The sequence below is a fragment of the Bacillus mycoides genome (genome assembly GCF_000832605.1).
Classification (GTDB): domain Bacteria; phylum Bacillota; class Bacilli; order Bacillales; family Bacillaceae_G; genus Bacillus_A; species Bacillus_A mycoides.
This window is the reverse complement of sequence record NZ_CP009692.1, coordinates 2,098,346-2,122,522: the sequence shown is the minus strand read 5'-3', so window position 1 is coordinate 2,122,522 and position 24,177 is coordinate 2,098,346. Positions and strand designations below refer to the sequence as shown.

23 protein-coding genes and 1 riboswitch are annotated in these 24,177 nt (G+C 36.8%); all 23 genes read right to left on the bottom strand.

Annotation, left to right across the window (positions count from 1 at the left end; all coding sequences use genetic code 11):
* Nucleotides 1–14: 14 nt before the first annotated feature.
* Nucleotides 15–1,091: a BMP family lipoprotein gene (locus BG05_RS12950; RefSeq protein ID WP_002128714.1), complete on the bottom strand. Its 1,077-nt coding sequence runs from the start codon at nucleotides 1,089–1,091 to the stop codon at nucleotides 15–17.
* A 90-nt stretch (nucleotides 1,092–1,181) separates the two neighbouring features.
* Complete coding sequence (locus tag BG05_RS12945; RefSeq protein ID WP_002088063.1) at nucleotides 1,182–1,907, bottom strand: GntR family transcriptional regulator; 726 nt, start codon at nucleotides 1,905–1,907, stop codon at nucleotides 1,182–1,184.
* Nucleotides 1,908–2,140: 233 nt separating this feature from the next.
* Nucleotides 2,141–2,242: riboswitch (purine riboswitch) on the bottom strand.
* Nucleotides 2,243–2,445: 203 nt separating this feature from the next.
* Nucleotides 2,446–4,830 carry a DNA translocase FtsK gene (locus BG05_RS12935; RefSeq protein WP_002128718.1) on the bottom strand — a complete coding sequence of 795 codons (2,385 nt, stop codon included), beginning with the start codon at nucleotides 4,828–4,830 and terminating at the stop codon, nucleotides 2,446–2,448.
* Between the two features lie 214 nt (nucleotides 4,831–5,044).
* On the bottom strand, nucleotides 5,045–5,248 hold the full coding sequence (locus BG05_RS12930; protein WP_002185077.1) for a YlzJ-like family protein: 204 nt from the start codon (nucleotides 5,246–5,248) through the stop codon (nucleotides 5,045–5,047).
* Nucleotides 5,245–5,994: a translocation-enhancing protein TepA gene (tepA, locus tag BG05_RS12925; RefSeq protein ID WP_002014582.1), complete on the bottom strand. Its 750-nt coding sequence runs from the start codon at nucleotides 5,992–5,994 to the stop codon at nucleotides 5,245–5,247. The genes BG05_RS12930 and tepA overlap by 4 nt, the downstream gene beginning before the upstream one ends.
* Nucleotides 5,995–6,096: 102 nt before the next feature.
* Complete coding sequence (locus BG05_RS12920) at nucleotides 6,097–7,767, bottom strand: ribonuclease J (RefSeq protein ID WP_002088065.1); 1,671 nt, start codon at nucleotides 7,765–7,767, stop codon at nucleotides 6,097–6,099.
* Nucleotides 7,768–8,375: 608 nt separating this feature from the next.
* Nucleotides 8,376–9,254 (bottom strand): 4-hydroxy-tetrahydrodipicolinate synthase, encoded by an 879-nt coding sequence (gene dapA / locus BG05_RS12915; RefSeq protein WP_002014579.1) that lies wholly within the window; start codon nucleotides 9,252–9,254, stop codon nucleotides 8,376–8,378.
* A gap of 11 nt (nucleotides 9,255–9,265) precedes the next feature.
* Nucleotides 9,266–10,498: an aspartate kinase gene (dapG, locus tag BG05_RS12910; protein WP_002088068.1), complete on the bottom strand. Its 1,233-nt coding sequence runs from the start codon at nucleotides 10,496–10,498 to the stop codon at nucleotides 9,266–9,268.
* Nucleotides 10,499–10,521: 23 nt separating this feature from the next.
* Nucleotides 10,522–11,568 carry an aspartate-semialdehyde dehydrogenase gene (gene asd / locus BG05_RS12905; RefSeq protein WP_002014577.1) on the bottom strand — a complete coding sequence of 349 codons (1,047 nt, stop codon included), beginning with the start codon at nucleotides 11,566–11,568 and terminating at the stop codon, nucleotides 10,522–10,524.
* Between the two features lie 149 nt (nucleotides 11,569–11,717).
* The gene (gene dpaB, locus BG05_RS12900; RefSeq protein WP_002111357.1) at nucleotides 11,718–12,317 is read right to left on the bottom strand and encodes a dipicolinate synthase subunit B; all 600 of its coding nucleotides are present in this window, start codon (nucleotides 12,315–12,317) and stop codon (nucleotides 11,718–11,720) included.
* Nucleotides 12,314–13,216, bottom strand: a complete 903-nt coding sequence (dpaA, locus tag BG05_RS12895) for a dipicolinic acid synthetase subunit A (protein ID WP_002128797.1) — start codon at nucleotides 13,214–13,216, stop codon at nucleotides 12,314–12,316. Before dpaA ends, dpaB begins: the two co-directional genes overlap by 4 nt.
* 172 nt (nucleotides 13,217–13,388) lie before the next feature.
* A complete protein-coding gene (locus BG05_RS12890) occupies nucleotides 13,389–13,637 on the bottom strand; it encodes a YlmC/YmxH family sporulation protein (RefSeq protein WP_002014571.1) in 249 nt (82 codons plus the stop codon).
* Nucleotides 13,638–13,772: 135 nt separating this feature from the next.
* Nucleotides 13,773–15,014, bottom strand: a complete 1,242-nt coding sequence (locus tag BG05_RS12885) for a M16 family metallopeptidase (protein WP_033734213.1) — start codon at nucleotides 15,012–15,014, stop codon at nucleotides 13,773–13,775.
* Between the two features lie 86 nt (nucleotides 15,015–15,100).
* Nucleotides 15,101–16,000, bottom strand: coding sequence for a polysaccharide deacetylase family protein (locus BG05_RS12880; RefSeq protein WP_002128798.1), 900 nt, complete (start codon nucleotides 15,998–16,000; stop codon nucleotides 15,101–15,103).
* Between the two features lie 154 nt (nucleotides 16,001–16,154).
* Complete coding sequence (gene pnp, locus BG05_RS12875) at nucleotides 16,155–18,308, bottom strand: polyribonucleotide nucleotidyltransferase (protein ID WP_002128799.1); 2,154 nt, start codon at nucleotides 18,306–18,308, stop codon at nucleotides 16,155–16,157.
* A 161-nt stretch (nucleotides 18,309–18,469) separates the two neighbouring features.
* A complete protein-coding gene (gene rpsO, locus BG05_RS12870; protein ID WP_001229392.1) occupies nucleotides 18,470–18,739 on the bottom strand; it encodes a 30S ribosomal protein S15 in 270 nt (89 codons plus the stop codon).
* Nucleotides 18,740–18,839: 100 nt separating this feature from the next.
* Nucleotides 18,840–19,811, bottom strand: a complete 972-nt coding sequence (gene ribF / locus BG05_RS12865; RefSeq protein WP_002128800.1) for a bifunctional riboflavin kinase/FAD synthetase — start codon at nucleotides 19,809–19,811, stop codon at nucleotides 18,840–18,842.
* A 43-nt stretch (nucleotides 19,812–19,854) separates the two neighbouring features.
* A complete protein-coding gene (gene truB, locus BG05_RS12860) occupies nucleotides 19,855–20,778 on the bottom strand; it encodes a tRNA pseudouridine(55) synthase TruB (protein WP_002014562.1) in 924 nt (307 codons plus the stop codon).
* A 90-nt stretch (nucleotides 20,779–20,868) separates the two neighbouring features.
* Nucleotides 20,869–21,225 (bottom strand): 30S ribosome-binding factor RbfA, encoded by a 357-nt coding sequence (gene rbfA, locus BG05_RS12855; RefSeq protein ID WP_000776437.1) that lies wholly within the window; start codon nucleotides 21,223–21,225, stop codon nucleotides 20,869–20,871.
* Between the two features lie 15 nt (nucleotides 21,226–21,240).
* Entirely contained in the window at nucleotides 21,241–21,522 is a 282-nt protein-coding gene (locus tag BG05_RS12850; RefSeq protein ID WP_002088157.1) for a DUF503 domain-containing protein, read from the bottom strand.
* A complete protein-coding gene (infB, locus tag BG05_RS12845; RefSeq protein ID WP_002014558.1) occupies nucleotides 21,519–23,585 on the bottom strand; it encodes a translation initiation factor IF-2 in 2,067 nt (688 codons plus the stop codon). The genes BG05_RS12850 and infB overlap by 4 nt, the downstream gene beginning before the upstream one ends.
* Before the next feature lie 4 nt (nucleotides 23,586–23,589).
* Entirely contained in the window at nucleotides 23,590–23,901 is a 312-nt protein-coding gene (locus BG05_RS12840; protein ID WP_001286519.1) for a YlxQ family RNA-binding protein, read from the bottom strand.
* Entirely contained in the window at nucleotides 23,902–24,174 is a 273-nt protein-coding gene (gene rnpM / locus BG05_RS12835) for an RNase P modulator RnpM (protein WP_002088161.1), read from the bottom strand.
* Nucleotides 24,175–24,177 lie beyond the last annotated feature (3 nt).

Sequence of the window (24,177 nt, the reverse complement as noted above, 5' to 3'; positions counted from 1 at the left end):
CTATTGCTCTATCATTATTTCTTTAGAGCAGCTTCGTATGCTTTATATTCATCATCAGTCGCAGGTACTTTAATTTCACCAGCAGTGATTTTCTTCTCAAACTCTTCTATTTTTGTTAAAATTTCTGGGTTTACTTTTTTCACATTATCAGTTGTTTTCGCAATACCAACGCCATCATCTTTTAAGCCGAACTCTTCTACTTTACCGCCTTTTAACTTACCATCTTTCGCTTCTTGCGCTACTTTTGCTACTGCAACATCAACACGTTTTACCATTGAAGTTAAAGTTACGTTTTCAGGCATGCCTTCTTGATTTTGGTCACGGTCAACACCGATTACCCAAACATTTTCACCTTTTTTCTTACGGTTTTTCGCTTCTGTGAATACACCGTTACCAGTTGCACCTGAAGCATGGTAAATTACGTCAACGCCTTGACCGTACATTGCTGAAGCTAATACAGATCCTTTTTCTGGCTTATCAAATGCATCAGCATATTGTGATACAATTTCGATATTTGGATTTACTGCTTTTGCACCAGCTTTAAAACCTGATTCGAATTTTGTAATTAACGGACTCTTCACACCACCAACAAAACCAACTTTATTTGATTTTGTTGTCATCGCTGCTACAGCTCCAACTAGGAATGAACCTTCATGGTCTTTAAATGTAATACTTGTTACGTTCGGCTTCTTTACAACAGTATCTACAATCGCAAATTGCTCTTTTGGATACTGTTCAGCCACCTTTTCAATTGATTTTTCCATTAAGTATCCAATACCAAATGTTGTGTTATAATGATCTTTCGCAAATTTCGTTAAATTTGGAATGTAATCAGCATCTTTACTTGATTGAAGGTAACGATATCCTTCATTTTTCTTTAAATCGTTGTCTTTACCGAATTTTGTTAAACCTTCCCAAGCTGATTGGTTAAATGATTTGTCATCAACGCCCCCAACATCTGTAACCATACCAACCTTAAACTCTTTATCCCCTTTTTTGTCACTATCCGCTTTATCCGAGTTACCACATGCACCTAACACTGTACTTGCTGCTAACGTTAACGATAATAAAAGACCTGTTTTTTTCTTCATACTAGAAACCCCTCCTGAAATGTTTTGTCTAATGATTCATACGCTGCTGTCCCTTACTTCTTGCTGTCACCTCCCTAAAAAGGAACTTCCCTACATACGTTTTCTTAATACGTGGAAGCTAAACTTATCAGCTCTAAAGTAATTAATAGAATATAAGATTGGCTCATCATTTTGATCATAGTGCATTTGTTTTAAAACTAGCAGTGCCGTTTCAGGTTCACATTCTAAAATCGGTGAAATTTTCGGGTGATAACCAATCGGTTCGATGTGAGCAACTGCGTATGTGATACGCTTGTGCGTATTATTATGTATTACTGTAAGCAGCGATTCCTCATTGTATCCCGATAAATCTGGTAATATCTCTTTTGCCAGTTTATCAATGCAATATACAACTGGTTCCCCATCCGCTGTACGAACACGTTCAATCATTACTGCGCTAAAAGCATCTTCACAATTAAATTTCTCTTTTTCTTCTTCTGTTAAAGTTGTTGTAGATGATGATAAAAAGATTGTTCCTGGTGTTTTCCCCACACTAGAAATCATATCTGTAATACTAGAAAGTTGCTCTATTCCAGAAGAAAATAACGGCTTCGCATTTACAAATGTCCCTACACCATGTCTACGAATAACAACATTTTCTTCTTCTAAAATACGTAGTGCTTCCCTTAAAGTTGCCCTACTTACACCAAGTTCTTTCGCTAGATCAAACTCTGAAGGTAACTTTTGTTTTTCTTTGTAAGCCCCATCTTTAATTTTTCCTTTGATGTGATCAATCACCCGCAAATATAGGTGACGACTATCGGATTTTACTGACATAAGACTCCCCCGCATTTCAATTATTCGACCTCTGATGTAAGACTTCTTTTCTCTTTTTTCAACTTACAACATAGTATAAATTACTAAATACTAAAAATAAGCGTAATTATCGAATAAATATTAATAATTTTTCAAGATGAAATTTTCACACTTTATCCCATAAAAAAAACTTTGTACCATAAACATTTCTCATATAGAGAAAAAGTTCGGCACAAAGATTCCTTACATCCTTTGTTACACACTTTTCCCCTCATAGTCTAGCAATTCATGGTTGCCAGGTAGAAACTTATGGACCTTATCTCCAAGATTATATGAGGCAGTGATTCTTTTCGAAGTAATCTTACCACTTGCTCCCATATGTGTCAACAGAATTCAACATTTTTCTACATTAAATATCGAACGTTTTGAAAACCAAAACGATAAGCATTCGTATTCTAAAGGACCCTTAAAGATGTAAGCCCTTTCTTCGTCAGTGACTATAGTATATAACAAAAACAGCATATAAAAAAGCCTAATTGTAAAAACAATTAGGCTTTTTTTAAGAACTTTTTTCTTGCACATCTTTAATGAGTACTCCCCTTGGTTTACTACCTTCATAAGGACCTACTACACCATTCATTTCCATGGCATCAATTAAACGAGCTGCTCGCGTATATCCTACTCTAAATCTACGTTGTAACATAGAAACAGATGCTGTTTGCATTTCTACTACAAGCTGAACCGCTTCATCGTATAATTCATCTTCTACTTCCTGCTTTGTTTCAGGAACATCTTGTGGAATCATATCCTCTTGATATTGCGCTTTTTGCTGCGCAATAACAGATTCTACGACTCTCTCAACTTCATCATCTGATAAAAACGCCCCTTGTACACGAACAGGTTTCGATGCACCAATTGGTATGAATAACATATCTCCACGACCTAGCAACTTTTCTGCACCACCACCGTCAAGAATCGTTCGAGAATCTATTTGGGAAGATACAGCAAATGCAATACGCGATGGAATATTCGCTTTAATAACACCTGTGATGACATCAACTGACGGACGCTGAGTCGCAATAATTAAATGAATACCAGCAGCACGTGCCATTTGCGCTAAACGCATAATCGCATCTTCTACATCCGAAGAAGCAACCATCATTAAATCAGCTAACTCGTCCACAATCACTACAATATATGGTAATTCAGGTTGTTTCGCTTCCGATTGGCTATTATGTTCTTTAATATAATCATTATATCCTTCAATGTTACGCGTACCGCTATGCGCGAATAATTCATAACGACGCTCCATTTCACTCACAACTTTCTTCAAAGCCTGTGATGCTTTTTTCGGGTCAGTTACGACTGGTGTTAATAAGTGCGGAACACCGTTATATACATTTAACTCTACCATTTTCGGATCAATCATCATTAATTTTACTTCATGCGGTTTTGCACGCATTAAAATACTTACAATAATTCCATTAATACATACACTCTTTCCACTACCAGTCGCACCAGCTACTAATAAATGGGGCATTTTATTTAAACGTGCCAATACAGCCTCTCCTGTAACATCACGTCCAAGACCGATTAATAACTTCTCTTCTGGGTGGTTATTCGCCTTTGAATCAAGAACTTCTCTCAGCGTTACCATAGAAACTTCTGAATTCGGAACCTCAATCCCTACAGCTGATTTCCCAGGAATAGGTGCTTCAATACGAATGTCTTTCGCTGCTAAAGCAAGCGCTAAATCATCACTTAAACTAACAATTTTACTTACCTTTACTCCCATATCAGGATACACTTCATATTTCGTAACTGCAGGACCTCTATGTACTTTTGTTACTTTCGCTTTCACACCAAAACTTTGGAATGTACGTTCCAATTTACGAGCATTTTCATAAATTTCCGCATTTTCATTTGTAACTTGCTTATTTTGGGGAAACTTTAATATATCAAGCGAAGGAAGCTTATAATCTTTATTTTCCACATTAGAAAATTGTATAGGAGGTGCTTTCGTTTCACCTTCTAGCGATTCAACGATTTTTTCTCCTCGTTTCTTGTGAGGTTGTTCTTCTGGCGCAGGCGGAACTGCCTCTTCAATAAACGGAGGAGTAATTAAATCATTTTCTTCTATCTGCTTTTCCGTCTCTTCACGTACTGGATAATTCTCAGTAAAATTCGAAATAATTGGTGGACCAATTTCTATTTCTTCTACTGGCTCAATAGCTTCTTCTTGTTCAGCAACACGTTCACGCCTCTTGCTTCTTGTTGTTTTTTTCTTTTCAGTTTGCTCGGCGACCCTTTGAGATTTCCAATCTTTATAATCCCCTTGCATTACTTGAAACTGACTTCTAAGAATTCTCCCTATCGGAGCAAGTACTTCTCCAATATGTTTATTTGTTATACAAAGTATTCCAAGAATAACTAAAATAATTCCAATGATATATGCCCCTACTTCGTCAAATAAGAAGTAGCACGTTGCGAACATCAGTGCACCGAACATACCACCACCTAAATGAACACTATCCGGGCCCTTTTTCATTTCAAGGAAGAAGTAATCTTTTGTACTAACAATTACAGAAGTATTTTGCACAGCTCCATCTTTCGTAAGCAGGTTAAATAATGTAATATGACTAAACATTAATATTGCTAGTACAATTAAATAAACACCTATTAGCCGTTTATTTAAAAGGTTGGGCCATCCCCGCTTTATTACAAACGCAACAGATAAAGCTATTACACCTAACACACCTATTATGTACCACTCACCAAAGAAGAAGCGAAAAAATAACACAAACGATTTCCCTACAACACCTAGCTGTAAAATCGTAATAATCGAAAGTGCAAAAAGAGTCAACCCGACGATTTCATAATACAAAGTTGGCTTTATCGTACGTCTTGCCTTAGCCTTCGTCCCTCTTTGCTTTTGTTTTGCCATTTCTTCACCTCGTGTTCTAAAAATTAAGTACAACTTTCTTATAAAAAAGCTCTACTTACATGTCTTTCTCTCTATTTTTCAGGTCTTTATATCTTCTATTTTTACACTTCTTGTAAAATGTTAAATAAACAGAAGAAAGCAGCCTACTCATGGCTGCTCAACCGTCTTGTTTTTTATATTATACCATAGCTCCTAAACAAAATCCTTCTTTTTGCTAAAAGGTAATTTTCTGTCCAGGCTCAAACTCTAGGTAGTGAGACGGATTCGTACTTAATACACGTACAATAGAGTACCATTGATTATCCTCCTCAGAAACCACTAATTCCACGCCATTTATATTCACAACTTTTTGGCTTTCGCATTGTGAATAATCGGCCGGATACACAAGTTGCTCTGGCATAATTGTATATAAAATCATTGTAGCATTGTCCCTTCTGTACTATTATCCTTGCGTTCATCAATTAATTCGTTTAATTTTCGAAGTGCGCTACCAATACCACCGACACCATCTATAAGACCATACTTCACTGCATCTCCACCTATTACATTCGTCCCAATATCTCGCGTCAAATTCCCTTTTGCAAACATAAGCTCTTTAAAACGATCTTCCGTTACTTTCGAATGCTTTGTCACAAATCGAATGACTCGTTCTTGCATTTTATCCAAATACTCAAATGTTTGTGGCACACCTATAACAAGACCTGTTAAACGAATTGGATGAATTGTCATCGTCGCTGTTTCGGCAATAAATGAATAATCAGTTGAGACCGCAATCGGTACACCGATTGAATGCCCTCCTCCTAAAACAAGAGATACAGTTGGTTTTGAAAGCGAAGCCACCATTTCAGAAATCGCTAATCCAGCTTCAACGTCACCCCCAACTGTATTTAATATTAACAGTAAACCTTCAATTTTCGGATTTTGTTCAATCGCGACAATTTGCGGAATGATGTGTTCATATTTTGTTGTTTTATTTTGTGGTGGCAACTGAATATGACCTTCCACCTGCCCAACAATTGTTAAGCAATGAATACGCGATTCATTCATTTGTGGTACATTTGTCTGTCCAAGTTGCTGAATTTTCTCCACTATAGAAGCCTCTTTTGGAACTTCTTTCGGCTCAGCTTCTTTTTCTTCATTTGTATAACGATCACGTTCTGTCATATCGCATCCCCTTTCACTCGTATATAACTATTATTTCTTAAGTTATGAATTTCATTCGATAGGGTTAAAAAAGAAAAAGATCACCTGTAAAGGTGACCTTCTTTATACTTCCATAATAATCGGTAAAATCATTGGCTTTCTCTTCGTTTCTTCGTACAAGAACTGCCCTAATAATTCACGAATATTTTGTTTCAACATAGACCATTCAATTGTATATTCTTTAATTGATTGTTCAACAATCATACGTACAATATCTGTGGATCGTTCGATTAATGCTTCTGATTCACGAACATATACAAAGCCGCGTGAAATAATTTCTGGACCAGAGATTATTTTCTTTTCATCCTTACCAAGTGTTACAACAACAACTAAAATTCCATCTTGAGATAACATCTTTCTATCTCGAAGAACGATGTTACCGACGTCACCTACACCTAATCCATCAATTAAAACATTACCAGCTTGCACTTTACCAGCTAATTTTGCTTCATCGTCACCAAAAGCAATTACATCGCCTTTTTCTACGATAAAGATATTCTCTCTCGCAACACCTACATCTTCCGCTAAATACGCATGTGCTTTTTGCATACGGAACTCACCATGTACGGGTACAAAATACTTCGGCTTCATTAAATTTATCATCAGCTTTAACTCTTCTTGGCTACCATGACCTGAAACGTGAACTTTTCTTTCACCGTAATAAATAACCTCAGCACCAGATCTAAATAACAAGTCAATAATTTTTGATACAGATACTTCATTTCCTGGAATTGGAGAAGCTGCAATAATAACAGTATCACCTTTACGAATTGAAATTTGTTTATGAGCTTGTTTCGCCATTCTAGAAAGGGCTGCCATCGGTTCCCCTTGACTACCAGTCGTTAAGATGGCTACCTTTTTTTCCGGGAAATTGTCTATTTCTTGTAATGAAATAACCATACCTTCTGGAACATCTAAATAACCAAGACGTCTTGCAATATCTACCACTTTCACCATGCTACGTCCTACTACCGCTACTTTCCTTCCAGTTTCAGCAGCTGCATCAAACACTTGTTGAATACGGTGTACATTGGAGGCAAATGAAGCAACAATAATACGCCCTTCTGAACTATAGAATACTTTAGAAATCTCTATACCAACTTCTTTTTCCGAACCTGTATAACCAGGACGTTCAGCGTTTGTACTATCAGATAACAAGCAAAGTACGCCTTCATTTCCAATTTGCGCCATTTTCCCAAGATCTGCTCCACTATTTCCGATTGGAGTTTGATCAAATTTAAAGTCTCCTGTATATACTACAGCACCTTTTGATGTATGGAAACAAACACCCACAGAATCCGGAATACTATGTGTCGTTCCGAAGAATGACACATTTGTTGAATTAAACTCTACTGTTGAATTCGAGTCAATTGTTTTTAAGTCTACACGGCCTAACATTCCTGCTTCGCCAAGCTTTTCTTGTATAAGTCCTACCGTTAATTTCGTCGCATATACTGGAATAGATAATTTACGAAGCACATAAACAATTCCACCAATATGATCTTCATGACCATGGGTAATAAATAGTCCTTTTACTCGCTCTTGATTTTCTACTAAATATGTAATGTCAGGAATAACAATATCAATCCCAAACATTTCATCTCCCGGGAACATCAATCCGGCATCTACAATAAAGATTTCAGAATCAATTTCAACACAGTACATGTTTTTTCCGATTTCACCTACTCCGCCAAGAGCAAATACTTTAACAGACTCATTCTCTTTTCTCTTCATGTTGTTGCCTGGTTTAAAAATCTTGCAAACACTGATTTCACTAAAATTGCAGAGACACCAGGGGAAACTCTACAACCACCATATATTCACCGTCCAAGACGAATGTCCTTACCGTTATGCGATATCATGTCCTTGTTAATTTTTTAAACCAGGTTTCACCTCTCTTTCATTATATAAATCAAATATCTTATTCGATATGATATGAAAATTTCATTAAATCTTAATTTTTACCAATTTTGCTAAGCATACCCGTACTAAGCTACTTAGCCATATTATAACTGATACAAGAAATAGAACACAAGTTAAATTATGCGAAAGACAAGAGAAGACATTAAAATGAGATTATAATTTAAGAGGGCAAAATTCATATCAGTTTTACTATTTTCCCTACGTAATAAGAGTTTGATGGAAAAATATTCATGTAAATTCTTTACATAAACATGAAACGATATTCACTAAAAAAATCTTATCTCTGTAATCAGTTTCTTACTAATTCTCCCCCCTGCCACCCCCTTCTTATTACAGCCTATTAACTATAGCTAATTTTCATCACTTACATATAGTTAGTCAAAATAAAAATGACCTAGTTTCACACTAGGTCATTTTTATTAACGAGGAATAGATTGCATTACGGATTGTAACGTTATTCTTTCTTCTTCCGTTAATGGAAGAAGTGGCAAACGTACAGAACCTACATCTAATCCCACCATTTGTAATGCTGTTTTTACTGGTGTTGGGCTCGGCGCCATAAATAGTGCATCCGTTACTTTTACTAGTAATTGATGTAATTTCTGCGCTTTTTTAAACTCTCCAGCTTGGAATGCAGCAATCATTTCTTGCATTTCATTCCCGATAACATGAGATGCTACAGAAACAATACCTTTTGCTCCAATTGCCATAGCTGGTAATGTTAAACCATCATCACCGCTGTATACTGCAAAGTCGTCCGCTGTTTTTTCAATGATTTCTGTCATTGTTAATACATCGCCACCTGCATCTTTAATCGCAACAATGTTTTCTATTTCTGATAAACGAACAACTGTATCAACGGAGATTTGTACAATAGATCGTCCTGGAACATTATATAGCATTACCGGAAGCGGAGTGCTTTCAGCGATTGTTTTAAAGTGCTGGTACATCCCTTCTTGACTCGGTTTATTATAATACGGTGCCACTAGCATAACTGCATCAACACCAACTTCAGTTGCCTTTTTTGTTAAATCGACAGAAGCATGCGTATTATTGCTACCTGTTCCAGCGATGACGGGCACCCTTTTATCGACAACAGATACGACATGGCGATATAACGCTACTTTTTCTTCTGATGTTAATGTAGGAGATTCTCCAGTCGTCCCTCCTACCACGATTGCTGTTGTACCGTTATCAATTAAATAATTTACCAATTTCGTTGTCTTTGCAAAATCGATATTACCATTTTTATCAAACGGTGTTACCATCGCGGTTGCAATTGTCCCAAAATCTATCATGATCTCACTCCTTATTGTTCCAGTTGCTTTTCTTTTGAAAGCTCAAATGCACTATGTAATGCATTCACAGCCTCCACTAAATCGGCTTCTTTTACAAGAACCCAAATTGTCGTATGACTATCTGCTGATTGCAGAATTTGAATACCTTTTTCCGCTAAAGCTGTGACAATTTTCGCTGTAACCCCTGGAATACCTGCCATTCCAGCACCAACGATAGAAACCTTCGCACAATGCTCTGTCACCACTGGATCATATCCAAGTTGCTTTAAAACCTCAACTGCACGCGCTGATACACTATCCTTTACTGTGTAAGCTACACCAGTAGGAGAAATGTTAATTAAGTCCACACTAATCCCTTCATTAGCCATTTCTTTAAACACGTGTTGTTGTAAATCATATGCAGTTTCTTTTGCAAGCACTTTAATTTGCGTTACGTTTGACACATGGGCAATCCCTGTAACAGGACGTTCTTCTACATCCTGCCCTTTTGTAGCACCATCATATGCCGCAATAAGCGTACCTTCACTATCAGAATACGTAGAACGTACACGAAGTGGTACTTTTGCATGCATCGCAATTTCAACCGCACGCGGATGAACAACTTTCGCACCCTGATAAGCCATGTTACAAATCTCGTTATATGTTACAGTTTGAAGATGACGTGCATCTTTTACGATACGAGGATCCGCAGTCATAACACCTTCAACATCTGTGAAGATATCGATATATTCAGCATGAAGCGCAACACCTAATGCTGAAGCTGAGGTATCACTACCTCCGCGTCCAAGTGTTGTCGTATCTCCATTTTTCGTTTGACCTTGGAATCCAGTCACGACGATAACATCTACATTTTGTAACTCTTCATGTATACGATCGCAATTCATTTCAATAATCTTAGCATTCGTAAAGTCATTATTCGTTACAAAACCAGCTTGCGCACCATTTAATGCTGCTGCTTTTATACCATTCTCATTCAACATGTTAGAGAAAACAATTGCTGAGATTAATTCTCCGCATGATAATAATAAATCTTGCTCACGTTTAGAAATATTAGGTTCCTCTTGATTTACAAGACTTAATAACGTATCAGTCGCATACGGTTCACCTTTACGGCCCATTGCTGATACAACAGTAACTACTTTATAACCAGCAGCTAACGATTTTTTTATATGGTGAAGCGCATGCTTGCGCCCATTGTCATCACGTACTGATGTACCACCAAATTTTTGAACAATAATTTTCATATTTTGCACCTTCTCTTAGCCGTTTACACTAATTGTAATTTTACTAAGCGCTCTGCAATTTGAACAGAATTCCATGCAGCGCCTTTTAATAAGTTATCAGATACGACCCAAAGGTGGAATCCTTTATCATTATTTAAATCTTTACGGATTCTTCCAACGAATACTTCATTTTTACCTACTGCAGTAGCTGGCATTGGATATAACTGCTCTGCTGGATTATCTTGCAGTACAATACCTTCTGCATTTGCAAGTAAGTTTTTCATTTCTTCTACTGTTACGCCTTCTTTATCTACTTCAATGTATACAGACTCGGAATGACCCGATACAACTGGTAAACGTACACATGTCGCAGCTACTTCTAATTCAGGCATATGCATAATTTTTTTCGTTTCATTAATCATTTTCATTTCTTCGAATGTAAATCCATTATCTTGGAATTTATCAATCTGTGGAATAGCATTAAAAGCGATTTGGAAATGCTTTTCGTCACCTGATACAGGTAAAACATTCGCCTTTACTTCTTCGCCATTTAAGATTGCTTGTGATTGTTCATGAAGTTCTTCAATAGCTGCCGCACCAGCACCTGATACAGCTTGATATGTGGAAACGATTACTCGTTTTAAACCATATTGCTGGCGAACTGGCTCAAGAGCTACTACCATTTGAATTGTAGAACAGTTTGGATTTGCAATAATACCATTATGTTCTTTTAAATCATTTTCATTTACTTCAGGTACAACAAGTGGCACGTTTTCTGTCATACGGAATGCACTTGTATTATCAACAACAATTGCACCGCGCTTTGCTGCTTCTGGCGCTAATTGTTTCGATACAGATCCACCTGCACTAAATAGTGCAATATCTACTCCTTCAAAACTTTCAGGAGTTGCCTCTTGAACTGTAAATTCTTCGCCTTTAAATACAAGTTTCTTACCTGCAGATCGTTTAGATGAAAGTAACGTTAACTTCCCAATTGGAAATTCTCGTTTCTCTAAAGTATTTAACATTTGTTCACCAACTGCGCCGGTTGCTCCAACTACAGCGACATGAAAAGTTTTTTGCTTTTCCATCACTATGCCCCTTTCTAGATACCAATCCTTCTATAACTTAGAATTAGAAGGAGCTTACAATGCCCCCTCTAATCTTAATAACGTTAATTTTATCATATTCTACAGTAAGAATGATGGTTTCAACAAAAATTGTACGTTTTTTTCGTTTTTTAATTCATATATCTGAATTTTTCTACAACAACAGGTTGTAATTGTTTTCCTTGTAGCGCTTCCAATACTGTATCTTCAAGTAACTCCATACGAGCTACCATTGAGTTCGGTTTTTTCTCTGGTGCATCTTGGCCAAATGGTACGAAGTAGATGTCTTTTGTAGCCATTAGGCGCATTAGATTTACTCCATTAAGCCCCAACGCATCATTCGTCGAAACAGCTAACACAACAGGCTTCCCATTTCTAAGCGTCGCTTTTGCTGCCATTAATACTGGAGAGTCTGTCATTGCATTTGCAAATTTACTCATCGAATTCCCTGTTAGTGGTGCGATCACCATGCAATCTAGTGGAATTTTCGGTCCTAGTGGCTCTGCGCCAACGATTGAATTAATTGCCTTAAAACCGGTTATTTCTTCGATCTTTTTAATCCATTCTTCCCCTTCGCCAAATCTAGTATTTGTTGATTGGACAGTATAAGAAACAACGGGACGTACTTCTGCACCTTCTGCAATTAACTTCTCTAAATGTGGCATAACTTCTTCATACGTACAATGTGACCCTGTAAATCCGAAACCAATTCGTTTTCCCTTCAAACTCATTTCTCATCATCCTCCTTTGCGATTGCATCCGCTATTAATAACTGAGAAAGAACATTCGCTAATATTTGTCCTGCTGTTTTCGGTGCAACAATCCCAGGAAGACCAGGTGCTAATAATGCCTTCACTCCACGCTTCTCCGCATAGCGAAAGTCCGTGCCACCTGGCTTAGAAGCTAAATCAATAACTAGCGTATGAGCTGGCATTTTTGAAATAACATTCGCTGTCACAACGAGATGCGGAATTGTATTAATAACAATATCGATATTACCTACTTCTTTCTCTATGTCTTGCATATGAAAAGGAGAAAACATCATTTCTGTAATACGAGCAATATGTTCCGAACGTCTCGCTCCAACTTTGACATGTGCTCCTAATGATTGAAAGGCTCTTGCAACACTCATACCAGTTCTACCAAATCCTAAAACCATTACATTCGATCCATGAATTGTGTAATCAGTATGTTGAATAACCATCATTAGTGTACCTTCTACGGTCGGAATAGAGTTATAGATTGCAACATCATCACGATCAAATAATTTTACAAGTTTGCGATTTGTAGTAGCTACGAGATTTTCCAAGTAAGGTGTACCAATACCTGAATATATAGTGAAGTTTTCTGGTGTCTTTTCAATTTGTTCTTTCGTTATGGAAACTTTCTCATTTGAAAAAATAGTATCTACTTCTCCTCTGGCATTCGTCCCTGCAACCGGCAAAATAATTGCATCTAAAGAAGTGAAATTTAAATCTTGTATACTTTCCTTTGCTGCCCCTGTGAAGCCATGATCTAACTGTTCAAACCCTATTAATGAAAGTTTCGCGTCCAGTTCGACTAGCTTGCGAATTACTTCTAGCTGCCGTGCATCTCCTCCTATGACAGCAATATGCATCTCAGTCAACATTCCCTAATTCACCTTCTTTTTCTTTCATTTATAAGAAAAATGCCTACTTTTTCTTTTTCCTCCACATCATATGTAATGTACGAGTTTGAGGTGATTGAAAAACAAAAAGCACACGTGATTTATCTTCTTTATATAAAGATAAAAAAAAGACAACCAAAATGGTCATCTTTCACTATGATCTTGAATGGTTCGTAAGATCGCAAAGTATCATATCATTTCCAACCTTCTTTATTTTGCTCCATTCTACTCTCACTTCTTGCTGTTCTCTTTTAAAACCTCCCCATTTCCCAGCAGGTATAATAAGCGCTTGTATTTTTCCATCTCTCTCATCAATTTCTAAATCTGCATGACCTAAAACTCCCATTTTTTCTGCTCTTTCTAAATCCACAATCTCTTTGCCACTTAATTCACTTAAACGCATTAAATCTCCCCCTATCCTACTTTTTATGAAGGTTATCCTATAATAAGTACCTATTCTGCATATATAAAAAAAATAACCGTATCTCATATAAAAGAGATACGGTTATTTCCGAAAGCGAATGAATTACAAGATCGCTTAAAGTTTCATTCCTTTTGGCAGTTTTCCATCTGGACTAATAAGTGCCGCAGAGAATTCATCGGTAAACATATTGCGAATTAACTCGTCTACATTTTGCTTTGTTACAGTGTTTACACTTTCAATAATCTCATCAAGAGAACGATGTTTACGAAGAAGCAATTCGTTTTTACCATTACGGCTCATACGACTATTCGTACTTTCTAAACTTAACATTAAGTTTCCTTTTAATTGTTCTTTACTATTAACAAGCTCTTTTTCTGTAATACCTGTATTTTTCAACGTATTTAACGTTTCTTGCATTGTTTCATACAGTGTATCTAATTGTTTACTACCTGTTCCACCGTAAAGTGTTAACATTCCTGTATCTTCATAAGAAGAGTGATAAGAGAATACTGAGTACGCCAATCCACGTTGCTCACGTACTTCTTGGAATAAACGGCTACTCATACTACCGCCTAAAACATTATTTAATACAATTAAATTATAAATATCTTCGTGTCCCATTTGCAAGCCTTTATATCCTAAACATAAATGAGCTTGTTCTGTTTCCTTCTTACGTGCTACTTTATTGAAATGGAAAATTGGGCTATGTACTTGTTCACGATTTGTTGTCCCTTCGTAACTACCGAAATATTGCTCTACAGTTTGTAAAAATGCTTCATCAATATTCCCTGCAATTGATACAACAACATTTTCAGGTGTGTAATGATCTTTCATATATTGACGTAACGTATCACCTGTAAATGTTTCAAGCGTTTCTTCTGTTCCTAAAATAGGATATCCAAGCGGATGCGTTTCATATGTTGCTTTCGTTAACATATCATGCACAATATCATCTGGCGCATCATCGTACATTTTTATTTCTTCACATACAACATTCTTCTCTTTTTTCAGTTCTTCCTCATCAAATGTTGAATTAAAGAACATATCTGCTAAAACATCTAATGCATATTTAGCATGCTCATCTAGCACTTTCGCATAGTAACATGTATATTCTTTTGAAGTAAAAGCATTTACTTGTCCACCAATGCTATCAAATGATTCTGCAATCTCTCTTGCACTTCGCGTTTCTGTCCCTTTAAAGAACATATGTTCCAAAAAGTGCGAAACCCCATTATTTTTTTCATTTTCATTTCTTGAACCTGCGTGGATCCATATACCAATCGCAACCGAGCGTACAGTTGGTATATTCTCCATAACAATTCTTACACCATTTTTACACGTATATTTTTTAATCAAAAACTTTCCTCCTAATGCCAGTTTCTCTAAATAATTGCTATTATTTAATGATAACAAGTTTAGAGATGAATGTCATGCAAATGTATTTAATCCACACGTTTTTCATCTAGTAATTCTGTAATATTCCCCACTTTATATCCTTGTTCCTTTAAATTTTTAATCATAGTATCTAGCGCTTCTGTTGTAGATGAAGTAGGATGCATTAGCACAATAGCACCTGGATGTATTTTTCGCATTACTCTCTGCAATAGCACACCCGGTTCTGGCCGCTTCCAATCAATTGTATCTACAGTCCACATAATCGTCCCCATTTGGAAATCATCCGCTATTTTTACTACCTCATCCCGAAAACTTCCACTTGGCGGAGCAAACCATCTCACTTTCTGATTTGTAGCTGCTTCTATCATTCGATTCGTTTTTTGTAATTGATCTCGTATTTCATCTGTAGACAGCGTTTTCATATTAGGGTGTGTGTAAGAATGATTTCCTACTTCTTGATTTGCATCGACAATCATTTTGGCAAATCGTAAGTTTTCTTTCACCCAGCGTCCTTCTAAAAAGAAAGTCGCCTTCACATCATGTTTTTTCAATATCTCTAATATACGTGGCAAATACTCATTACCCCAGGCCACATTAATTGTTAATCCCACCATCTTTTTATTTGGATGTCCTCGATAAATGGGAGCTGGTGGTAAATCTTCTAAGTGAACACTCGGTGATACTTCCTTAAATTCAAGTTGTTTTTGATCAAACTTCTTGATTTTCTTCATATTATTATAGGACGCTTCTATATCCACTTGTTTTCCATTATACCCAGGCGTCGCCTTCCAAATCTTATCAATCATCGCATTTTGCGGCATAATCTCGTACTGTTTTACATGCTTTTGAATCTCTTCATACAAGTTATCCTGCGCAAAAACGGAATAAGAGCCACAACCCATATATAAAGAAAATATAAATATGTACGCTAATATACGAGCTTTCATATAAACCCTCCCATTAACTATAAAAAAGAAACCATTTTCTTCTTATCTTTGTTAATTTGAGCGTTATGATGAAAACTATACCTATACTCACATAAAAATCTAAATGAATCACATTTTTTACATAACAAAAAAAGCCAGCTATACTGGCTTTCACTTATTGTTGCTCTTGTGCGTTTTCTTCTTTAGCTGCGTCTTCTTTAGCTGCTTCTTTTTCTTGCTCTTCTTTTAGCAATACTTTTCTAGATAAGTTTACACGACCTTGTTTGTCAATCTCGATAACTTTAACTGAAATCTCATCACCGATTTTCACAACGTCTTCTACCTTACCTACACGCTCAAGTGCAAGTTCAGAAATGTGAACAAGTCCATCTTTACCGCTAAATAATTCAACGAACGCACCGAATTTTTCAACGCGTTTAACTTTTCCTAAGTAGATTTCGCCTACTTGTACTTCGCGAACGATATCTTCGATAATTTTCTTCGCTTTTTCATTCATCTCTTGATTAATTGATGAAATGAATACTGTACCATCTTGCTCGATGTCAATTTTAACGCCAGTTTCTTCAATGATTTTATTGATCTGTTTACCACTTGGTCCAATAACATCACGAATTTTATCTGGGTTAATTGCCATTGTAATAATCTTCGGAGCATACGCAGATAACTCAATGCGAGGTTCAGCGATAACAGATAACATGTGATTTAGAATGTGCATACGACCAACTTTCGCTTGTTGTAATGCTTCTTCTAAAATCTCACGAGATAAACCATCGATTTTAATGTCCATTTGTAGTGCAGTTACACCTTTTGCAGTACCTGCTACTTTAAAGTCCATATCACCTAAATGGTCTTCCATTCCTTGAATATCTGTTAAAATTGTATAATGCTCACCAGATTTCACTAGACCCATTGCAATACCAGCAACTGGTGCTTTAAGTGGTACACCCGCATCCATCATCGCTAATGTACTACCGCAAATACTCGCTTGTGAAGTAGAACCATTTGACTCTAATACTTCAGATACAAGACGAACTGTATATGGGAAATCCTTTTCAGATGGAAGTACAGGTTCAAGAGCACGTTCTCCTAGTGCTCCGTGACCAATTTCACGACGACCTGGTCCACGCATTGGTCTTGTTTCACCAACACTAAATGAAGGGAAATTATAATGGTGCATAAAGCGTTTTGACTCTTCTACACCTAGACCATCTAAAATTTGCACATCGCCTAATGCACCTAATGTACAAATACTTAATGCTTGCGTTTGTCCACGTGTGAATAGACCAGAACCATGTGTACGAGATAAAATGCCAACCTCTGATGCTAAAGGACGAATTTCGTCACCTTTACGACCATCTGGGCGGATTTTTTCAACTGTAATAAGACGACGTACTTCTTCTTTTACAATTTTATATAAAATCTCACTTACTTGTCCTAATGTATCAGCATCAGCTTCCTCAGCTTCGTAATGCTCAATTACACGCTTTTTCACTACGCTAATTGCATCTTCACGTGCATGTTTTTCGTGCACTTGAATTGCAGAATGCATATCTGTCTCAGCCATTTCACGTACAGCTTGGTTCAAATCAGCATCCACTTCATAAAGTTTCACTGCTGTTTTCTCTTTACCGACAGCTTGTACAATCTCTTCTTGGAATGCAATTAGACGTTTAATTTCATCGTGTCCAAACATAATTGCTTCTAACATTGTTTCTTCAGGTACTTGATCCGCTCCTGCTTCAACCATGTTAATTGCATCTTTCGTACCAGCTACAACAAGGTGCATATCACTTTGTTCTTGCTGTTCTACTGTTGGATTAATAACGAACTCGCCATTAATACGACCAACTGTCGCACCTGCGATTGGACCTTCAAATGGAATATCTGAAATAGATAATGCTAATGAAGAACCAAGCATAGCTGCCATTTCAGAAGAACAGTCTTGATCAACACTCATTACGATGCTGACAACTTGTACTTCATTACGGAAACCATCTGCGAAAAGTGGACGGATTGGACGGTCAATTAAACGACTTGCTAAAATTGCTTTTTCACTTGGACGGCCTTCGCGCTTAATAAAACCGCCTGGGATTTTTCCAACTGCATATAAACGCTCTTCATAGTTTACTGTAAGCGGGAAAAAATCTACATTTTTTGGCTCTTTTGATGCAGTTGCTGTAGATAGAACTGCTGTGTCGCCGTATCTTACTAATACTGCTCCGTTTGCTTGTTTTGCAAGCTGACTTGTTTCAATTGTTAGCTGACGACCAGCTAAATCTATCGAGAAGACTTGCTTTTCCTGACTCATTTAAGTACCCCTCTCAATTTAAAATATTCAATTCTTCTATGTAAATGGATAGTATATCACAATATTCTTTCCTCTAGTATTGCCGAAAATTAAGTAAGCTATAAAGAGTAGAAGATATATTTTTACCTAACAAAAAAGCGGGAATATTCCCGCTTCTTTGACTATCGACGTAAGCCAAGCTTTGTGATTAATTCACGGTAACGTGTGATATCGCTATTACGAAGGTAAGTAAGTAAGTTACGACGTTTACCAACCATCTTTAATAGACCACGACGTGAATGATGATCCTTCTTGTGAGTACGTAAGTGCTCGTTTAGAGTGTTAATTTGCTCCGTTAGGACAGCAATTTGAACCTCTGGAGAACCAGTATCAGTCTCATGAGTTCTAAATTGTGCAATGATTTCATTTTTACGCTCTTGTGTTAAAGCCATCCTATTTCACCTCCTAATAATTAAACCCCCAGTTACCTAGCAAGCATCGGTGAGTCGCAATGCCAAGTAATGGTTGTCATAAAGTACATAACATAGAATACTACTTTTCATTTGAAAAAGCAAGTATATTCTTTACGCTCGCAAAATATTCTTGGGCAACCTTTTTATCTTGAGCGATTTGAGCAACTAACTCATCAATTCCATTAAACTTTTTTTCTTCTCTTATACGCATGTGCCATTCCACTGTAACACTTTGATCGTATATGTCTTTATTAAATTCAAATAGATGCACTTCAATAGATAATTGACGCTCATTCTCTTTGAAAGTTGGTTTATATCCGATATTACATACACCATCATGCCATTCATCATGAACCTTCAATCTTACCGCATATACACCTACAGGTGGCAACAAATATTCATCACTTAAACCTACATTTGCAGTTGGGAAACCAATTTGACGTCCACGCTTATCACCGTGTACAACTGTTCCTTCTACCGTGTAAGCTCTCCCTAAAATAGATGGAATTTGTTCCATTTCACCGTTTCGAATTAACTTTCGTAATGAAGTAGAACTTACTTTTTCTTCTTGATATTCAACTTTTTCGATCACGGTCTGTGTAAACTCCCCTCTTGCATGAAATGGTAAAGTCTCCATCTTCCCTTTTCCTAAACGTCCATATGAATAATCAAAGCCTGCTACTACATGCTTTACATTTAAACCAATAATATACTCATCGACAAACTGCTGTGGTAATAATCCAGCAAATGGCTCATCGAATTTCACCACATATAAGATATCAATTCCTAAACTTGCGATGATTTCTTCTTTAAGGCGCATCGGTGTAATATACTCCACATGCGCTTCTTTTTTTCCTAATACAACAGATGGGTGTGGATGGAACGTCATGACAGCACTTTTACATCCTCTTTCATCCGCTATTTTTTTCGCTGTTCGAATCACACGTTGATGTCCTAAATGAATGCCATCAAAATATCCTAATGCCATTACAGTAGGTGGTAATTCTATTTTATTTTGTTCATGTGGATGAGTTAAATGAATAAGTTTCACGCTTGAATTCACCTTTTTCTGTAATAATCCTTCCAATAATTCATTATAGCTTTAGTTCTTGATTATTCACAAGTACTTTCATTGGCTTTAGCATTCCAGGGTGTTTTGGGTGATGCTCATAAATTGCTAAGCAACGATCATTTTTATCAAATACTGTAATAAATGGTGCTGTTGTTTCTAATTCATTGTTTAAGAACATACCGTTCTTTATTTTTTCAGCTTGCTTTTCATCTACAACCATTTTTGGAAACTTACTTAGCGCCTCATCAATTGAGATGAAAATAGACTCTACTGTTCCATTTTGCACGTTTTCTTCAATTTCTTCAAATGATATGCAATCTTCTAGTAAAAATTCACCAGATGCTGTTCTTACAAGGTGAGACATATGTGATGGAAATCCAAGTTTTTCACCTATCATTACTGCTAGTGTTCTTACATATGTTCCTTTACTACACGTTACACGGAAACGAAATGAAATATTTTCCCCTTCAAAAACTTCACGTTCATCAAGTAATACAAATTCATGAATTGTAATTGTACGAACTGGACGTTCAACTTCTTGTCCTGCCCTTGCATATTCGTATAGTTTTTTTCCGTTAACTTTTACAGCTGAGAACATCGGCGGCATTTGTTCAATTGTCCCTGTTAATTCCGCTAGTACCTCTTCTACTTCTTTACGTGTAATGACACGATTTACATCTTGTTTCTCCACAACTTCACCAGAAGCATCTTCTGTTGTTGTTGAAAATCCTAATGTCACTTCACCTTCGTATGTTTTTGTTTCACTTGTTAAAAATTGCGCAATTTTTGTTGCACGCCCAACGCAAATAGGTAATACTCCTGTTACATCTGGATCCAGTGTCCCTGTATGACCAATTCGTTTCTCACGCAATATCTTTCTTAATTTGAACACACAATCATGTGATGTCATTCCCTTTGGCTTATGTAATAATACTACACCTTCCATATACTCACCTCATCATTATTCTTTTGTAGTAATTGCAATTATGCAAAACTTATTTTACATTGAAAAAATGGATAGACAAATGTCTATCCATTATTCTTCACGTTTACCGTCTTTATTAATTTCATGTAAAAGTGTATCAATTCGATGACCATATCCGATAGACTCATCAAACTCAAAGGTAATTTCTGGTGTTTTACGAAGACGAATACGTTGGCCAATTTCTGAACGAATAAAGCCTTTTGCCTTCGCTAAACCTTTTAATGTATTTTCTTTCTGTTCTTCGTCACCTAAAACAGAAATGTATACTTTAGCAATTTGTAAATCTCCACTCACTTGTACATCTGTTACTGTAACAAATCCAATACGTGGGTCTTTAATTTTACGACTGATAATGTCGCCTAATTCTTTTTTCATTTGCTCGCCCACACGGTTCGCACGTAATTTCATAACTCTTCACCTCATTCAATACCATTCCAAATGTGTTATCGTACGTTCAATTTCAGGAAATGAATCGATATACTCAAGTACACGATTCATTTCTTTTTCACAGACAACACGATTTGAGGATACGGAAACAATTGCAATTTCTGTACGTTGCCATACATCTTGATGCCCAACTTCAGAAACAGCTACATTATAGCGCTGTTTCACACGAGTTAACACACGTTGCAAAATTGCTCGTTTCTCTTTTAAAGAATGCACATCGTAAATCATACACTCGAATGAGAGTGAAGCGATAATCATCGCTTCACTTCTTCCATAACGTATGCTTCAATGATGTCCCCTTCTTTAAGATCATTATATCTCTCAATTGTTATACCACACTCATAGTTTTGTGCAACTTCTTTTACATCGTCTTTGAAACGTTTTAACGTATCAAGTTTTCCTTCGAAGACTACTACGCCATCACGGATAATACGAACGCCACTATCACGTGTAATTTTACCGTCTATTACGTAACAACCTGCGATTGTTCCAACTTTTGTTACTTTGAATGTTTGACGAACTTCCGCTTGACCGATTACTTTTTCTTCGAATTCTGGATCCAGCATACCTTGCATTGCTGATTCAATTTCTTCGATTACTTTATAGATAATACGGTGTAAACGAACATCAACTTTCTCTAATTCAGCTGTACGCTTCGCATTCACATCAGGGCGTACGTTAAATCCAATTACAATTGCATTAGATGCAGAAGCTAAAATAATATCAGATTCTGTAATCGCACCTACGCCTGTATGGATAATTTTCACTTTTACGCCTTCAACATCAATTTTACGAAGTGATGCTGCCATTGCTTCTACAGAACCTTGTACGTCTGCTTTCACAATTAAATTAATTTCTTTTACATCGCCCTCTTGGATTTGTTGGAATAAATCTTCCAGGCTGAATTTAGATTTCTCACCACGTTGTGCAACTAATGCTTCTTGTGCACGTGATTCACCGATTTGACGAGCTTTCTTCTCATCAGCGAATGCCATGAAACGATCTCCCGCTTGTGGCACTTCATTTAAACCTGTAATTTCAACAGGAGTTGATGGACCAGCAACTTTTACACGACGACCAATATCACTTACCATTGCACGAACACGACCGAATGATGTTCCAACAACAATTGGATCTCCAACTCGAAGTGTACCATTTTGAACAAGTAATGTCGCGATAGTTCCTTTACCTTTATCAAGCTGTGCTTCAATTACAGTACCAGCTGCATAGCGATTTGGATTTGCTTTATATTCTTCTACTTCACTCACAAGAAGGATCATTTCTAGTAAGTTGTCAATTCCCTCGCCTTGAATCGCAGAAATTGGTACGAAAATCGTGTCTCCGCCCCAAGCTTCTGGAACTAATTCATATTCTGTTAATTCTTGCATTACACGATCAGGATTTGCCGCTGGTTTATCCATTTTATTCACAGCAACAATAATTGGTACTCCAGCTGCTTTCGCATGGCTAATCGCTTCAACTGTTTGTGGCATAACACCGTCATCAGCTGCAACAACAAGAATTGTAATATCTGTTACTTGTGCACCACGAGCACGCATTGTTGTAAATGCCGCGTGACCTGGTGTATCTAAGAACGTAATTTTCTTATCATTTACATCAACTTGGTATGCACCGATATGCTGAGTAATTCCACCAGCTTCGCCAGCAGTTACTTTTGAATTACGGATAGAGTCAAGCAATGTTGTTTTACCATGGTCAACGTGTCCCATAATTGTAACAACAGCTGGACGTTCTTTTAAGTTTTCTTCATCATCTTGCTCATCGATGAATGTTTCAAATTCAGTTTCACTTACAACTACTTCTTCTTCTACTTCAATACCGTAATCAGTAGCAATTAACTCAATTGTATCTTTATCTAAGTCTTGGTTAATTGTCGCCATAATTCCTAGCATGAAGAGCTTTTTAATAATTTCAGATGGCTCTTTGCTTAACTTTTTAGCAAGGTCACCTACTGTAAGGCTTCCAGAGAAAGTGATTTTATCTGGTGTTTCTACTATTGGTGTTTGTTGTCTTCCAGCAAAGTTATCTTGACGTTTATCTTCATTTGCTTTGCCTTTTTTCTTATTCTTATTGCTGTTCTTTTTACTGCGAACAACTTTCTCTTCTACTTCAAACTCATCTGCAACAGAAGGTTTTTCCGCTCCAGCGCTATATTGATTATCTAATTTGTTTACTACTTCATCTTCTAACATTGTCATATGATTCGAAACCTCGATATTCATCTCTTTTAGTTTTGTCATAAGATCTTTACTTGAGATATTATTTTTTTTTGCATATTCATGTACTCGAATTTTACTCATACCTTCACCCCCGGTAATTTGTATCGAGCATGCTACGTAGCTTTTTCGCAAAGCCTTCATCTAAAACAGCTACAACGACTCGCTCGTCTCTCCCAATCGCATGCCCTAATTGTTGTCGATTTTCGACTTTTCTCATTGGTATGTTGTAGTACGTGGTTTTATCAATGATACGTTTTGTAGTGTTCGCTGACGCATCTTCAGAAAGCAATACTAGCTTTGCTTTGCCACTTCGTACTTCTTTTAAAACGAGTTCTTCACCCGAAATAATTTTTCGAGCGCGGTTTGCTAGTCCTAAAAATGATTTCCAATCAGACACTTATTTCGACTCCTTCTCAACAAGCTCAAGAAGCTCTTCGTACAGAGAACTGTCGATTTTCGCTTTTAGATGATGTTCCAAAATGTTTTTCTTTTGGGCTTGAATAATGCTTTCTTTATCTTTTGATAAATATGCACCTCGTCCTGATTTTTTTCCTGATAAATCAATAGACACTTCGCCCTCTTTGGAACGAACAATGCGAACTAGCTCTCGTTTTGATTTCATCTCTTGCGTCGCAATACATTTTCGTAACGGAACTTTTCGATTGCTCATACT

Coding starts and splice junctions, on each gene's coding strand:
- BG05_RS12950 (WP_002128714.1), bottom strand. CDS start 1,091: ATGAAGAAAAAAACAGGTCTTTTATTATCGTTAACGTTAGCAGCAAGT.
- BG05_RS12945 (WP_002088063.1), bottom strand. CDS start 1,907: ATGTCAGTAAAATCCGATAGTCGTCACCTATATTTGCGGGTGATTGAT.
- BG05_RS12935 (WP_002128718.1), bottom strand. CDS start 4,830: ATGGCAAAACAAAAGCAAAGAGGGACGAAGGCTAAGGCAAGACGTACG.
- BG05_RS12930 (WP_002185077.1), bottom strand. CDS start 5,248: ATGATTTTATATACAATTATGCCAGAGCAACTTGTGTATCCGGCCGAT.
- tepA (WP_002014582.1), bottom strand. CDS start 5,994: ATGACAGAACGTGATCGTTATACAAATGAAGAAAAAGAAGCTGAGCCG.
- BG05_RS12920 (WP_002088065.1), bottom strand. CDS start 7,767: ATGAAGAGAAAAGAGAATGAGTCTGTTAAAGTATTTGCTCTTGGCGGA.
- dapA (WP_002014579.1), bottom strand. CDS start 9,254: ATGATAGATTTTGGGACAATTGCAACCGCGATGGTAACACCGTTTGAT.
- dapG (WP_002088068.1), bottom strand. CDS start 10,498: ATGAAAATTATTGTTCAAAAATTTGGTGGTACATCAGTACGTGATGAC.
- asd (WP_002014577.1), bottom strand. CDS start 11,568: ATGGAAAAGCAAAAAACTTTTCATGTCGCTGTAGTTGGAGCAACCGGC.
- dpaB (WP_002111357.1), bottom strand. CDS start 12,317: ATGAGTTTGAAGGGAAAACGAATTGGTTTCGGATTTACAGGGTCACAT.
- dpaA (WP_002128797.1), bottom strand. CDS start 13,216: ATGTTGACTGAGATGCATATTGCTGTCATAGGAGGAGATGCACGGCAG.
- BG05_RS12890 (WP_002014571.1), bottom strand. CDS start 13,637: ATGCGTTTAAGTGAATTAAGTGGCAAAGAGATTGTGGATTTAGAAAGA.
- BG05_RS12880 (WP_002128798.1), bottom strand. CDS start 16,000: ATGAAAGCTCGTATATTAGCGTACATATTTATATTTTCTTTATATATG.
- pnp (WP_002128799.1), bottom strand. CDS start 18,308: ATGAGTCAGGAAAAGCAAGTCTTCTCGATAGATTTAGCTGGTCGTCAG.
- rpsO (WP_001229392.1), bottom strand. CDS start 18,739: ATGGCTTTAACACAAGAGCGTAAAAATGAAATCATTGCACAATTTAGA.
- truB (WP_002014562.1), bottom strand. CDS start 20,778: ATGGAAGGTGTAGTATTATTACATAAGCCAAAGGGAATGACATCACAT.
- rbfA (WP_000776437.1), bottom strand. CDS start 21,225: ATGAAATTACGTGCGAACCGTGTGGGCGAGCAAATGAAAAAAGAATTA.
- BG05_RS12850 (WP_002088157.1), bottom strand. CDS start 21,522: ATGATTATCGCTTCACTCTCATTCGAGTGTATGATTTACGATGTGCAT.
- infB (WP_002014558.1), bottom strand. CDS start 23,585: ATGAGTAAAATTCGAGTACATGAATATGCAAAAAAAAATAATATCTCA.
- rnpM (WP_002088161.1), bottom strand. CDS start 24,174: ATGAGCAATCGAAAAGTTCCGTTACGAAAATGTATTGCGACGCAAGAG.